The following is a 14,488-nucleotide window of genomic DNA, read 5'->3' on the forward strand; positions in this document are numbered from 1 at the left end:
CTTACACCCCATCGATAATTGTCAGGCTACACTTAGCAGCACCATGACGGATTTTGGCGACAGGTGCATATTCAGGACAGTTCAAAAACGCCTGTGCCTTTTCCATGCTTGGAAATTCCACGATGACGAGACGGTGTGGTGTCCATAAGTCACTCTCAACTACATCCATATCACCGCCACGCGCTCTGTAAACACCGCCATAGCTCTCTGCAATAGGACGAGCCTGAGCCTTGTAATCTTCATAGGCGACAGGATCTTCAATTTTTGTATCAACAATGACGTAAGCCGGCATATACTTCTCCTGTAATTGGAGAAGATCCTATCTGATTTGCTTGCTCTGGGAAATTATGCTGCGGACTTAGTATTGTTATCTTTAGGCGAGGGCTGACCTTTACCCTGACGCTTCCTGAAATAGCGTGGACGCGTTCGTCTGATGATCTTCTTAAACCGCCCGCTGGAACGCACCTCAATCCAATGCAGAGCCTGATTGAGCCAAACAAAGTTTTTCCGATGCCGCCGCACGAACTTGGCAAACCTGCGGCTTGTAGCGATCAGCAGAACCGTCCCCAGCGCCAGCAGCGGTACGCCGGTAGGGATAGGCGTCCAGACCGTCAGCAGGCCCAGCACAATGCAAATGATAGCTGCAAAAACCGAAAGGCCCTTGATCAATAGCTCGGCCACCTGTTCGTGTTAACAACAAGTGAGAGTATATTCAGTACTCGTGAAACTTACGTAACACGCTCTTCCAAACTTAGGGCAAATATTGAAAATTCAGGGAAGACGGCAAATTACTCGCAACTTGCCGTCTGCATAATTACCCCTTATGCGCCGCGCTCCAGCAGGGCAACCACTTCAACGTGAGGGGAGTAGAGGAACTGATCAATCGGTACAACGCGCTTGATCTGATAGCCACCGTCCAACAACTCTCGAATGTCACGAGCAAAACTGGCAGGGCTACACGAAACAGCAACGATCTTTTTGACTGGAGACTTCGCAAGTTCCTGTGCCTGGGCAAGCGCACCGGCACGCGGTGGATCGAACACCACGCCATCAAACCCCTTGCCGAAGTTATCGAGCTCTTTAGCAACAATTGGTCGGCGGAACAGATCCCGGCGTTCAGTCGTAACCTTCTTAAGGCCCTTGGCACGGCGCAGTCCAAGATCAAGCGCTTTCAGCGATGTTGCTTCGCCTTCCACCGCATGCACATTGGCAAACTGCCCGATCTTGAAAGTCAGAGTACCCGCACCGCAGAACAAGTCAGCCACGCGTTTGCAACCACTCAGACCCTCTGAAAGAAGATCACCCATGGTTTTTTCAGCGCTCAAGGCTGCCTGAATAAACCCGCCGGACGGAATTGGAACAGCCACACCACTCATATCCAGCAGAGGAGGGCGGATTTCGATAATTGTTTCACCATCGACAGTCAGGCGCGCAAAGTTATTTTCAACAGCAGCCTGTGAGAGTTCCAGGTAATGCTTGTCTTTGTTTTTACCCAACCCACCAATAGCAACATCAAGGCCGCTCTGTGTTGTCGTCACGGTGAACTTCAGTTCGCCCTTACGCGGCAGAATTTCGCCGGCAAGCTTGCGAAGTCCTGGTACAGCCTTCATGAGTTCAGGCGCAATCACTGGGCATTCTTCAATGTCGACAAGGCGGTTGGACTTGGCTGTGTGATAGCCAAACAGCACTTTATGGCTTGCCTTCACAGCTGCAAACACTGCACGGCGACGACTGCCCTTGCCGCAAACCACGACATCTTCCACTGGCGTTTCGATGCCACGGGAGGCCAGAGCATCAACCACTTGTTGGCGCTTGAAGTCCTTGTAGGAAGCCTCATCCATATGCTGCAAAGAGCAGCCACCACATGTGCTGAAATGCTTGCACACGGACGCGATGCGATGCGGGCTCGGCTCGATGATCTCGTTAAGTTCCGCACGAGCGCCTTGCACCTGGGCGCTGACAAGCTCGCCCTCAAGTGTATAGGGAACAAAGATCTGTCCGGCATCGGTCTCAGCAACACCGTCACCCTTATGGGCAAGGCGTGCAATACGGAGGGTTTCTACAGTGGCTTCAGGCTTCTTAGACATGGCACTGCGTTTACAGCGCCGCTCCGATACATGCAATGCTTGATGTCGCGAAGTTTGGCATTCCGTTGGAGCGTGATTGAGCAGCGATGTTTAGTCTTCGATTTGATCTAGGGGAAGCCATCGTTTGTGACGCAAAGGTAATGTGGAAAATTACTGTATAGGTGTGCTGTGCGACACTTTATACTGAGTTTTTGAATAGATTTTGCCGATCTATTTAAAATGTTCTCTGAAATAAACTTTTTGTTTGTCTATTTGATCGATTTCCCAACGGAATATGCGGGTTGCATGCGTATGGTGATACATTCTATGGCTGCAACTTTCCCAAAAAAATCGGCGATGTTCTGTAGGAGTTTTCAATGCCGTCTTTAAAATTAAAAGGGAAATTGACATTTTGGGTTGTCGTGATTGCACTGGTGTCGATGGTTGCCTCATCGGGGTCTGTCTTGTTCATTGGGGCAGGGGTTATCGAAGAACAAGCAATCAGGCTCTCAAACGAAATTGCCAAGGAAAGTGCAGCCGTCGTTAAAGCTGAACTGGATCAATCTTTTGCCGTTGCGCGCAATACAGCCAATGCATTGGACGCACTCAGAAAAAGTGGGGACGCCAATCGTGCAGCTTCAGCGGAGATCCTCAAAGGTGTCCTTCAGAGCAACGAGCAGCTGATTGGCAGCTGGGCCGCTTGGGAGCCTGATGCGTTTGATGGCAAGGATCAGGACTGGGCCAACAAGCCGTTTCATGACCAGACCGGACGATTTATCCCATATTGGTTCCGCTCAGGTGGACAGATAGGCCGGGAAGCACTCGTCGATTATGAAAAAGATGGTGCAGGTGACTACTACTTGCTTGCTCAAAGAAGTGGCGATGAGATCATCCTCGAGCCGTACATCTATTCTGTTGGCGGCGTCGATACTCTAATCACGTCTCTTGTTGTGCCGGTGGATGGCTTTGGCGCCAGAGACGGTGTTGCGGGCGTAGACATTGCTCTTTCTGACATTCAGGAGCGATTGAATGGGATGCATCCTTATGAGGAAGGCTACCTCACGCTGATCAGCTCTTCCGGAACAATTGTTTCCAATCCAGACAGTCTGCTTGTGTCCAAAGCTGCTGGTACAGCTGGTTTTTCAAAAGCAATTCTTGAGCCGTTAACCTCTGGAAAAACGCGCATTCTACCCAACACGCAAGTCGGCGATGTTGAAATGCTGCAAGTGGGTGTTCCAATCAGCATCGCAAAAACCGAAGAGCCATGGCTGCTGGTCATCACCATCCCACGCAGTAAAATCCTTGAGGCATCCAATCAGATGTTCTCACTTGTCTCTGTCTTGGGCGTTGTACTCGCGCTCCTTGCAGCTCTGGGCGCATGGATATTTGCCAGTTCGTTGAGCAAGCCAATTTCTTCTCTGACCCGGGTAATGGGGGAATTGGCATCAGGAAATCTGCAGGTTGATATCTCGGAGCGTCGACAGAAGGATGAGATCTCTGACATGATCACAGCGGTGCGTGTGTTCAAAGACAACGCCATCAAAGTCAAGGAGATGGAGGCAGACAAAAGAGAGCAGGAAAACAAGCGCATAGCCGCTGAGAAGGCAACGCGGACCAAGATTGTCTCTGATTTTGAAAAGAGCGTAGGCAGTGTTGTTCAAACTGTTTCATCTGCAGCCACAGGCATGAAGTCACATGCAGAGGTGCTGGAACCAGCTGCCTCAAGAGCACAATCGCGTGCCCAAGCAGGGGCAAATGCGGCTGAGGCAACCTCTGTTAACGTACAAACCGTGAGTTCTGCTGCGGAAGAGCTGACAGCATCCATACGCGAAATTGGAATGCAGGTTGATCTGGCCTCAAGAACGGTTGCTGTGGCAGTCTCTAAGTCCGAGCAAACCAACATCACCGTGCGTGGTCTTTCCGAGGCCGTGCTGAAAATTGGCGAAGTGATTGACATCATCAATGCGATTGCGGATCAGACTAACCTTCTCGCCTTGAATGCAACCATCGAAGCGGCCCGAGCAGGGGAATCTGGCAAAGGCTTTGCCGTTGTTGCCAATGAAGTGAAAGATCTGGCCAATCAAACAGGGCGGGCAACCCAAAGCATCGCCGAACAGATCAGCGGCGTTCAGGAAGCAACGCAAGGCGCTGTTGATGAGATCGCAGGGATCTCCAAAACCATCAGCGAGCTTGATGAAGTGGCATCCAATATTGCTGCTGCAGTTGAAGAACAAGGCGTGGCAACCAGTGAAATTGCCCGCAGCGCTGAACTTGCATCCAATGGGACCAAGGAAGTCTTTGCCAGCGTGAATGACATTGGCAAAGCGGCTGAAGACACCAGCAACTCGGCTTTGAGTGTGAAAAAGGCGTCTGTGGATCTCACGGATCTAGCAGATGAGCTCAAAGACCGCGTGGAAGGCTTCGTGTCTCAGCTGCGTGCATAAAATTTAAAAGCACACAGGAACATCTTCTCCCGAGCACCTCTGTGCCTCGGGAGAAGGGCTTCAAGAAAACTATAATGGCTTCTTTTGGCAAGCCATCAGGTACTCGGCATTTCCATCACCACCCTTGATCGGGGAGGAAGTGATGCCAAGCACGGACCAGCCCGGCTGTGCATTCATCCACTCTTGCAGCTCAACAGAGATCTGTTCCGCAATCTCTGGTGCAACAAGACCACCTTTCCCAATCCGCTCACGGCCAGCTTCAAACTGTGGCTTGACGAGGAAGACCCCTAAGGCCCCATCTGCAGCAAGTTCAAGAGCTGGTGGGAGGGCAAGTTTCAGGGAGATAAAGCTGACGTCGGAAACCAAAAATGCCGGATGCTGGCCTTCAAGATGCGCGAGAGTCAGCTCACGAGCATTAAGGCCGTCTTTACGGACAACGCGTGGGTTGTTGGAGATCTTATCTGCCAGCTGATCATGCCCAACATCAATAGCATGAACTATCTGAGCATCATGCTCCAGCAGAACCTGCGTGAAGCCTCCAGTCGAGGCGCCAATATCGAGACAAACCTTACCAGCAGGGTCGAACTCAAAATGCTCCAGGCCTTTGATGAGCTTCAATGCGGCGCGGGATACATAGTCAGAGGCCGGATCATCGATAGAGACGTCGGGCTTGCCTGAGATCTTCTGCGAAGGCTTCTTTGCAGGCGTACCATCTATCACAACCGTGTTGCGCAAAATTGCATCACGAGCACGGGCTCGCGTTTCAAAATAGCCATGTTCGACGAGGAATTGATCAAGCCGCATATGTCACCTGACTGGGATGATTAAAAGCTTAGCCTAAAGGCCGAAGCAACCAGCCAGTGCATTTAACAGTTTGTCTGAGAAAAGCAAATTGCCATAACGCATCCAAAGGAATGCGGTGGCTGCGATCAGCAGAAGTCCAACGGCAGCTGTGCCGGCATAGAGAGCTGCATGATCTTTCATATCTTCATCCAAAAAAGGGTGCCTGAATTCCCAGACACCCTAAACTTTTATGAGCTACCAAGCAACTTTCTGATTTTTGGAAGCGCTGTTTCTTCAGGTTCCTGATAGCTGATGGTTCCCACGAAATCCAAGTCACCATTCAGCATATAAACCGCTGCGGTGTGGTCCATGGTGTAATCACCGTCTTCCAATGGTACTTTTCTCGCATAAACGCGGTAGTCTTTAACGACCTTTTTAACCTGGTCGACGGAGCCAGTCAGTGGAACGACGTGAGACCCAAACGCAGCAACATAATCTGCAATAACGTCTGGTGTATCGCGTTCAGGATCAACGCTGACGAAAACGAAGTTCAGGTCATCTGCCTTCGGACCCAGATTATCAATCCATCCCTGCATATCAGAGAGGGTTGTTGGGCACACATCAGGACAGTATGTGAAGCCGAAGAACATCAGAGTTGGTTTGCCATCAAGGTTCTTGTCTGTAAAGACTTGTCCCTTGCCATCAACCAGCTCAAACGGGCCACCGATCTGCACAGTAGCAGCCTGCGGGACATCCTCTTTCACAAACTTCATTACTGTTACAGCAGAAACTGCGGCAACGAGCAATGCGACTGCAGCCCACGCTCCATATCGAATTGTTTTCGCAACGTTCATCTTAATCCACCCGTGCACAGTTCAATTGGTTAGTGGTGCATTTTGCCGGATTTTGCACCCATTTTCATAACTGGGAATGTTACTTCAACTGGACCGGCTTTTTCGAATTCCAGAGTAACTTTGAGCTCTTCACCCATTTTGAATGCTTGGTTCAGGCCCATGAACATGACGTGGTAGCTGCCAGGCTTCAACTCAAGTGTTTCGCCGGCAGGAATAACTACGCCATCGTCCAGCTTACGCATTTTCATGATGCCATCATTCACAGCCATTTCGTGAATTTCAGTGCGCTTGGCATAGCCGGAAACTGCACCTGTCAGGCGCGCATCTTCGCTGCCATTGTTGGTGATAGAAACGAAAGCCCCGCCACCTTTTGCTTTTGGTGGAGTAGCGCGTGTCCAGGCATCTTTAATGGTCAGATCACCGTGTCGAATGCTGTCCGCAAGAGCAGCAGAACCGGTGAATGCAACAAGAGCTGCTGCAACAAGAAGAGCACGTGTTTTCATAATAGTCATCCAAGGAATAGCTCCCTACCTGTAAACTCAGGCAGAAGAGATCAGTCAAATCAGGTTTTGTTGATCAAGGGAAAACCTAGGCGACTGGAGGAGCCCGGATGAGGAAATTATGACCACGGAGGCTTCTGTCAATTACGAGAGCACTATCAAGGGAGAGAGAACCAGCAACCACGAAGGTAGGACTCTGCCAGTTCTCGGGCTCTATCGAAAAATAAGTCGCCTGTTTGGACGTATGCGGGCACATGAACGTGCAATCGCAGCCTATTCCCAGCGGATTTTCGGTATGCGTGGAGCCTTCAATCTTTGCAATTTGTGAGCCTCCCGAAGGGGCGCACAATTGCATGAGCGCAGCAACCGAAGGATCAGCAGCTGCGCCGGAAAAACTCAGGACAAGCAACAGCACTCGGGCCAGCATCGCAACGCCAGCAAGCAAAACGAGCGGATGCCGCTCGCTTCTGAGTACATGTAATGTATTACTCGGCTTGACCATGGGTCTTTCTTAGTTGCTTCCGCTGAGTGTGTCTACACTCAGCCAGAAGGGAATCTGGAATTATCCTGAGTCTCATCAGTTGTAGGCGGATTCTCATCCTCATCATTGCGATTTGGCAAATCACCCACTTCTTCTGATGCCATGCCCTCATCCTGCTCGTAGGCAGGGAACTCTTCAGGCGGAATAACGTAAGGATCTTCGATATCTAGCGGATCAGGCGTAAGCACAGCACCCATGTTGGATGTTGCACCGTATTCGAAGTCTGTCTTCTCCAGATCCTCGTCCGCAGGGCGAATAACCAGGCGGCTGACAACGAAGAGCGCAAGAGCGACTTCAACAAGTGCCACCCATATGAATAGGCCTTCAGGGCCGATGCTGAACATCAGGCCTGCTGCAACGGTCGGTCCAATCATCGACCCGATTCCGTTTGACATCAGAACACCAGAAGATGTCTCGACGTAGTCTTCTGCTTCCACATAGTCGAAGGCGTGGGCAGCAACAATCGCGTATGTCGGCTGACTGGCCATGCCAAGGATCAAGAATACGGTGAATGTGGTCCAGAAGTTTCCGCTCTCAAGCGTAAAGAGCACCAGAGCTGCCGCCGCCGCGGCAAAGCCCAGGAGCAAAATAATGATACGACGGTCTACACGGTCTGACAGACGACCAATCGGCCACTGCGTAATCGCACCACCCAAAACGATGGCTGCTGCAAAATACGCCGCCTCGTTGGTGCTGTAGCCGATCTGCTTGGCATAAAGCGGAGCTAGTGCCCACATGGAGCTGTTGGCAAGACCAATCAGCAGACAACCAATCAGGGCCACAGCGGAGGTCTGATAAAGGTTGATCGGGCGGAAGCGCACCAGCGTAATAGGAGCTGGCTGTACTGCTTTGGTGAGCACAACGGGAACCACAGCAACGCTGACAAAAATGGATGCAATTGCAAATGGCACAAAGGTACTAACGTCAAAGCCAACAATCATCAGCTGGCCACCCATGGTCGCACCCAGGTAGCAGATGATGTAAAGCGACATGACTGTGCCACGGTTCTCATTAGTTGCCCGGTCATTCAACCAGCTTTCGACAACCAAAACGATGCCGGCAAAACACACACCAGTAATGATGCGGAAAAGCGCCCACGCCAAAGGATCCACCAGGATAGGGTGGAGCAGTGCGGCGCCAGACATCAAAGACACCAGTGCAGCAAATGCACGGATATGACCGGCCCGTAGAATGAGAAACGGACCAAACAAACACCCAATCACAAAGCCAATGTAAAAACTGGACGAGATCAGACCAATTTGGAGGTCTCCAAATCCGGCCAAATCAGCTTTGAGGGGGATAAGCGTCGAAGAAAGTCCATGCCCTGCAAGAATCAGGGCGGTGGACAGCATCAAGGACGCAAAGGTTGCAAGCAGCAGTATCATGCGCGCACCAGCCAACGATGTAAAACTGAGTTCACACTACATATCATATGCAAAAAGAAAATAAGGAGAGCAGCGAAAGCTGCCCCTCATTTAATTTTTTGATGAGTTATGAACATAAATACAATGTTCTACACCAGCCTTAACGGCAAATCCTCTGCTTTACCAAGGGTTTCAAAGACACGGCGCACAATCCCTGATGCATCTAGTCCGGCATCTTTGTACATTGTCTCTGGCTTCGCATGGTCCTGGAAAACGTCCGGCAGGATCATGCTGCGAACTTTAAGGGATCCATCAAGCAAGCCGTTGTCAGAGAGGAACTGAAGCACCTGGCTTCCGAAGCCGCCAATGGAACCTTCTTCGATGGTGATCAGCACATCGTGCTCTTTAGCAAGGCGCCCGATCATCTCTGTATCAAGCGGTTTGGCAAAGCGTGCGTCGGCAACTGTTGTTGAAAGACCGGCCGCATCAAGCGTATCAGCAGCCCTCAAGGCTTCCTGCAAGCGGCCACCCAGTGAAACCAGAGCAACGCGGGAGCCTTCTTTAACGATGCGGCCTTTGCCGATCTCCAAAGGCATGCCGACTTCCGGTAGGTCAATGCCAATGCCTTCACCGCGCGGGTAACGGAAGGCAATAGGGCCTTCATCATAAGCTGCAGCGGTGGAAACCATATGAACCAGCTCTGCTTCATCACCCGGTGACATAACAACCATGCCCGGCAAGCAAGAGAGGAACGCAGTATCAAACGAGCCGGCGTGGGTCGCACCATCCGCGCCAACGAGACCAGCGCGATCAATCGGGAAGCGTACAGGCAGTTTCTGGATCGCAACATCGTGGACAAGCTGATCGTAGCCACGCTGAAGGAAGGTCGAGTAAATTGCACAGAACGGCTTGAAGCCTTCAGAGGCAAGACCAGCAGCGAATGTCACAGCATGCTGTTCAGCAATACCCACATCGAACATGCGGGTTGGGTGAACTTTCTCAAACACATCCAGACCAGTTCCGTCCGGCATCGCGGCTGTGATGCCAACGATCTTCTCGTCTTTGTTTGCTTCTTCAATCAACGCATTGGCAAAAACGCGAGTGTAGGCAGGTGCATTCGGTTTCGGCTTGGACTGTTCACCTGTCACAACATCAAACTTGGCAACAGCGTGATACTTGTTGCTGGCGTTCTCAGCAGGCAGATAGCCTTTACCCTTTTGGGTCACCACATGAACGAGGATTGGACCTTCTTTAGCGTCCCGAACGTTTTTCAGGACAGGCAAAAGATGATCCAGATTGTGCCCATCAACGGGGCCAACATAGTAGAAGCCAAGCTCTTCAAACAATGTGCCGCCGGTAAAGAAGCTGCGGGCAAACTCTTCTGCCTGCGCTGCTTTTTCCTGCAGAGGTTTTGGCAATGCGCTCGCGACCTGCTTAGCTGCTTCGCGGAAGCCCTTATAAGTCTTGCCGGAAACAAGACGCGCGAGGCTCGCGGAAAGGGCACCAACAGGTGGAGCGATCGACATGTCATTGTCGTTCAAAATAACGATCAGGCGCGAGTTCAGCGCACCCGCATTGTTCATGGCTTCATAAGCCATGCCAGCGGACATCGCGCCATCACCAATCACAGCGATCACGTTGTTGTCGCCACCGGCAAGGTCGCGGGCCACAGCCATGCCAAGGCCAGCTGAAATAGAAGTGGAAGAGTGTCCGGCGCCAAATGGGTCGTAATCACTCTCGGAGCGCTTGGTGAAGCCGCTCAAGCCGCCATCCTGACGCAGTGTGCGAATACGCTCTTTGCGGTCAGTCAGAATTTTGTGCGGGTAACACTGGTGTCCTACATCCCAGATCAACCGATCTTTGGGCGTGTCGAAGACGTGGTGGAGCGCAACGGTGAGTTCAACAACACCTAATCCAGCTCCTAAATGCCCTCCTGTAACAGAAACAGCATCAACCATCTCCTCTCGAAGCTCTTCAGCAACTTGTTGAAGGCGGTCCTCGGGGACCTTCTTGAGATCAGATGGGTTTTGAATTTGATCTAGCAGGGACATCAGGGTCTTCTTAAGTCTTTTGACTATTTGGCAGCTTAACACAGAACGACCCGACCATGGCATATGTTCTAAATTATGGCCGAAACGACTGTCTTCCGTAATTGACCACGATTATAGCAAGCCTGCCCTCTGTGCAATTGCCTGTCATGAATAATTGATCGTTTATGCTAGGTCCTTTTGTAGGGATGCCTCTTCAAAACCTGTGTCAATAGGGGATGAGAACGTATTTTTTTTCATTTGCTAGTATTAATTGCGCTTTTGTCACCCCATGGGGTGATGCAATCTGCGACGAAACGTCCTATGTCGAATGTGTGGTCGATGGGGCCACGTGCACAGTGATCGACTTGGGGCTACGGTTTTCGTAGCCCCCTTTTTTTTGCCTATACCAATATCCGGCGATAAATGAAGAATACTTGTCGATTTAAACTAGACCGTCCGGTCGGTTATACGATCTATCCAGTGCTTTGTATTCTCTGTCTTGAAATAATATTCTGTGAAATATCTCCGGTTAAGTATTGTTCCAATTAAAACTTATCGGCTCAATAGAATAACGGTTGTGTTATGTGCTCAATAGTTTTTGTCCAATTTTATTTAGTAGGCTAAATAATAAATTATCACGAAATTTTTATCATTTAAGTAAAACGACGTTCCTGATGAATCCGGTGCAAACAAAAACCCCGCTCAAGGCGGGGGCTGTTGAAAAAATGAACGCGTGTACTGGAGAGAGAATTCTAGTTATTGTGTTTAGAACTAGAATTTCAATTCCATATTAGCTGAATTTATTGGTCATCCAGCGCTTCTGTACCAACTGCGTTTCCAGATGTGTTCATCTGGATTTTCTCTACCTTCTCTTCAGCAGCTTTGAGCAAGCCATCGCACTTTTCACGCAAGGCTTCACCCCGAGCGTAAAGCTCGATGCTCTTTTCCAGAGGCACGTTGCCTTGCTCCAGATTGCGAACAATGGTTTCCAGCTCAGCTAATGCTTGCTCAAAGGAAAGGTTTTCAATGGAACCGGCTGCTTCTTCTGTCACCAAACTGTCCTCGCTCAGTCGGGAGTAGGTGCACTCCCAATTAGTAATCCATCAATGTCATTACATGAGCGGCGGCAGATCGCGCAAGACCTTCCAGATCATACCCACCTTCTAAAAGCGAAACGACACGTCCCTGACAACAATCATCTGCAATTTCGATGAGTTTGCGGGTCGCCCACGCAAAGTCCAGCTCTGTGAGGCGCAGGCCACCAAGTGGATCACGCTCATGAGCATCAAAACCTGCGGAGATAATGATCAGATCTGGTGAGAATTCACGGATGCGCGGCAAAATCGCGTAATCAAGGGCTTCACGGAACTGGGTTCCATCATCGCCTGCCGTGAGTGGGGCGTTGACAATGTTGTTGTGCTCACCCGTTTCATTCACGGCACCGGTGCCCGGAAACAACGGCATTTGGTGAGTGGAGGTGTACATCACGGTTGGATCGTTCCAGAAGATTTCCTGAGTGCCATTTCCGTGGTGAACGTCAAAATCCATGATCGCCACACGCTCAAGCCCATAAACGTCCTGTGCATAGCGGGCTGCAATTGCCGCATTGTTAAACAGGCAAAAACCAGAGGTAAGAGCTGACTCCGCATGGTGTCCTGGAGGCCGGCATGCCGCAAAAGCGTTGGAAACGCGTTTACTCATCACCTCATCCACACAGCGTGTAGAGCCACCCACAGCTCGCATCGCCGCCTCCCAGCTGCCCGGAGACAGATTGGTGTCTGGCGCAAAGTCGATGAGCCCCTCTTCAGGGTTCATATTGTGGATGGAGTTGATGTAGTCAGAGCTGTGAACCCGGGCAATATCCTGAAAGGTTCCGAATGGCGCAATATCGCGATCCAGCATGAAGAACCTTTCGTTCTCCAGCATACGATCAATAGCCCGCAAACGGTCGGGACGTTCTGGATGACCAAGCGGAGTAAGATGATTTAAAAAAGCCTGATGGTGCAGCAGCAAAGTACTCAAGATATTGAACCCGTTAAAAATGAAGTCAGGTACACAGCCAATTTTAGAGCTCGTTCCAGTAGCGAAGTTGGAGCGTGAAGTGAGCACACTTACTCTAGTGTGATGGCACCTAAATCCAATCCTGTGAAAAATTGGGCGAATTACATATACAAGTCCACATTGCCGAGCAGTCTGTCAATTGTACACCCCTCCAGTTTATCTCGGTAATTGGGATGAGGTGCCGATAAATCTCAGTGGTTATGCCTGCGTGGAATGCCCAGCTGTCCCGTGAGTAAGACAAGAAAAATCCGGAGTGCGTGTATAACACGCAACCCCGGATTAAAGGTGCGAGCAATCTGTGTTGCTCGTGGGGGAGGTCCGCTGCATCTCTAAGAAATACATGACTGTAATATTGGGCCAATTCTTTAAATTTGCACGCTGATTATTCCCCCACTCCTTGAATTCATACTGAGCGGAAAGAGAAAAGGTTAACACCTATTCTTTAGGTGTTGCATAAATACAAGGAATTCTACAATAAGCCCAAAGTATTCAGGGGTAGTTATCCTGTGCTCTCAACGGGTTGCGCCAGAGAGATCTTGGGAAAATACAAAGAAGAAGGCAAAGCGCTGTCTGTTTTCAGTGTTCTGAACAGCGTTTAATCGCGGGGAGCAGCAGCGCGGGCAAGGCGATCATTAATAGCTTCCCCCAGTCCATGATGAGGGATTGGCATGACCGCAATTTTTCCGTTTTCTCCAAGGTCGGCCTGACGCAATGCAGTAAACAAGCGTGCAGCAGCCTCGGTCAGATCTTCTGAGTCGCTGAGAGAAACCAGCTTGGCAGCTTTATCGGAGCCTTTGGGCAGATTAGCGCCAAAGGTAATCAACGCTTCCCCTTCCGCCACATCCTCTGCATTCAGGCGAATGTGGGAGTTGGGAGCGTAGTGGGATGTCAGCATCCCGGGCGCCATTGGGGCGCTGTCGTCTGTTCCTGCACGCACCAATGTTTCACCAAGCACAGCTTCAATGTCTTCACGGGCCAGACCACCCGGTCGCAGAAGTGTTGGGCGGTCCCCCACAAGCGAGACGATTGTTGATTCAACACCTACAGAGGTCGCCCCGGAATCGATGAGGTAACACAAGTGATCTTTAAGATCGTTGATAACATCTTCTGCGGTCGTGCCGCTGATCCGCCCGGAAAGGTTGGCCGAAGGTGCCGCCAATGGGCGCCCGGTATGCTTGCACAATGCCCGCATCACCTCGGAGCGAGGCACTCGGAGTGCGATTGTCTCAAGGCCTGCTACAGCAAGATCAGAGACCGGGCTGGTCGGCCGCTTCGGCAACACAAGAGTCAACGGCCCCGGCCAGAAGGCTTCGGCCAGTTTGAGAGCACGGTCATCAAAAAAAGCGTGGGTTTGTGCTGCTTCCAGACTGTCTATATGAGAAATTAAGGGGTTGAAACTTGGACGCCCTTTCGCCTCATATATACTCGCACAGGCTTTGCCATTGGTTGCATCTGCAGCCAATCCATATACCGTCTCAGTAGGTATCGCGACGAGTTTTCCATCGCTCAGCGCATCGCAAATATCCTGGAAAATTTGCGTATCTTCCAACTGGGCGTCAGATGGGTGTAAGCGCCAGAGTTTCATACCTTTTCTTTCTTACTAAGACGAATGTAGGGGGCTATCTGCCTCTAAGGGACGCTTGACGTATAGGTTAATCACACTACTGTCACAAACAGGAAAAATTCTGTAGCGGCCTTTTGATGGGCAAAAGCCAATTCGTCAAGTCGCTATAGCGTATTCCCGAGACGTGAGCGTCGGTTTTCGGATGAGAGTATGCGCAAATATACGCGTATTTCCGAGGAGTGGCCGCCAGCTGTCGGCGCGGACTACGCATAAATACATCT

14 protein-coding genes are annotated in these 14,488 nt (G+C 50.7%); 1 reads left to right on the forward strand and 13 read right to left on the reverse strand.

The genetic code is table 11. The features are described from left to right. Position 1: 1 nt before the first annotated feature. From PsAD46_RS08440 to PsAD46_RS08450, 3 genes are all read right to left on the reverse strand, one after another. Complete coding sequence (locus PsAD46_RS08440; protein ID WP_063293792.1) at positions 2-292, reverse strand: DUF1330 domain-containing protein; 291 nt, start codon at positions 290-292, stop codon at positions 2-4. A 53-nt stretch (positions 293-345) separates the two neighbouring features. After that, entirely contained in the window at positions 346-669 is a 324-nt protein-coding gene (locus PsAD46_RS08445) for a hypothetical protein (protein ID WP_063287442.1), read from the reverse strand. Between the two features lie 152 nt (positions 670-821). Continuing rightward, a complete protein-coding gene (locus PsAD46_RS08450; protein WP_063306585.1) occupies positions 822-2,087 on the reverse strand; it encodes a class I SAM-dependent RNA methyltransferase in 1,266 nt (421 codons plus the stop codon). 356 nt (positions 2,088-2,443) lie between these two features. Here PsAD46_RS08450 and PsAD46_RS08455 point away from each other — a divergent pair, with 356 nt between their 5' ends. Then, positions 2,444-4,510, forward strand: a complete 2,067-nt coding sequence (locus PsAD46_RS08455; RefSeq protein ID WP_063306586.1) for a methyl-accepting chemotaxis protein — start codon at positions 2,444-2,446, stop codon at positions 4,508-4,510. 69 nt (positions 4,511-4,579) lie between these two features. Here the strand turns inward: PsAD46_RS08455 and PsAD46_RS08460 are convergent, their stop codons facing one another. From PsAD46_RS08460 to PsAD46_RS08500, 10 genes are all read right to left on the reverse strand, one after another. Next, positions 4,580-5,314 (reverse strand): TlyA family RNA methyltransferase, encoded by a 735-nt coding sequence (locus PsAD46_RS08460; protein ID WP_063293795.1) that lies wholly within the window; start codon positions 5,312-5,314, stop codon positions 4,580-4,582. 33 nt (positions 5,315-5,347) lie between these two features. Beyond that, on the reverse strand, positions 5,348-5,494 hold the full coding sequence (locus PsAD46_RS28100) for a hypothetical protein (protein WP_164845264.1): 147 nt from the start codon (positions 5,492-5,494) through the stop codon (positions 5,348-5,350). A 47-nt stretch (positions 5,495-5,541) separates the two neighbouring features. Further along, positions 5,542-6,147, reverse strand: a complete 606-nt coding sequence (locus PsAD46_RS08465) for an SCO family protein (RefSeq protein ID WP_063293796.1) — start codon at positions 6,145-6,147, stop codon at positions 5,542-5,544. 29 nt (positions 6,148-6,176) lie between these two features. Continuing rightward, positions 6,177-6,650, reverse strand: a complete 474-nt coding sequence (locus PsAD46_RS08470; RefSeq protein WP_208981733.1) for a copper chaperone PCu(A)C — start codon at positions 6,648-6,650, stop codon at positions 6,177-6,179. An 85-nt stretch (positions 6,651-6,735) separates the two neighbouring features. Further along, complete coding sequence (locus PsAD46_RS08475; RefSeq protein ID WP_063293798.1) at positions 6,736-7,149, reverse strand: hypothetical protein; 414 nt, start codon at positions 7,147-7,149, stop codon at positions 6,736-6,738. A 38-nt stretch (positions 7,150-7,187) separates the two neighbouring features. Next, entirely contained in the window at positions 7,188-8,573 is a 1,386-nt protein-coding gene (locus PsAD46_RS08480; RefSeq protein ID WP_057465021.1) for an MFS transporter, read from the reverse strand. A 128-nt stretch (positions 8,574-8,701) separates the two neighbouring features. Next, positions 8,702-10,603, reverse strand: a complete 1,902-nt coding sequence (dxs, locus tag PsAD46_RS08485) for a 1-deoxy-D-xylulose-5-phosphate synthase (protein ID WP_063302376.1) — start codon at positions 10,601-10,603, stop codon at positions 8,702-8,704. A 779-nt stretch (positions 10,604-11,382) separates the two neighbouring features. Then, complete coding sequence (locus PsAD46_RS08490) at positions 11,383-11,634, reverse strand: exodeoxyribonuclease VII small subunit (RefSeq protein ID WP_063299135.1); 252 nt, start codon at positions 11,632-11,634, stop codon at positions 11,383-11,385. 40 nt (positions 11,635-11,674) lie between these two features. Beyond that, positions 11,675-12,595, reverse strand: coding sequence for a histone deacetylase family protein (locus PsAD46_RS08495; protein ID WP_057465023.1), 921 nt, complete (start codon positions 12,593-12,595; stop codon positions 11,675-11,677). A gap of 643 nt (positions 12,596-13,238) precedes the next feature. Continuing rightward, positions 13,239-14,228, reverse strand: coding sequence for an L-threonylcarbamoyladenylate synthase (locus tag PsAD46_RS08500; protein ID WP_063306588.1), 990 nt, complete (start codon positions 14,226-14,228; stop codon positions 13,239-13,241). Positions 14,229-14,488 lie beyond the last annotated feature (260 nt).

Source organism: Pseudovibrio sp. Ad46 (assembly GCF_001623065.1).
Lineage (GTDB): Bacteria > Pseudomonadota > Alphaproteobacteria > Rhizobiales > Stappiaceae > Pseudovibrio.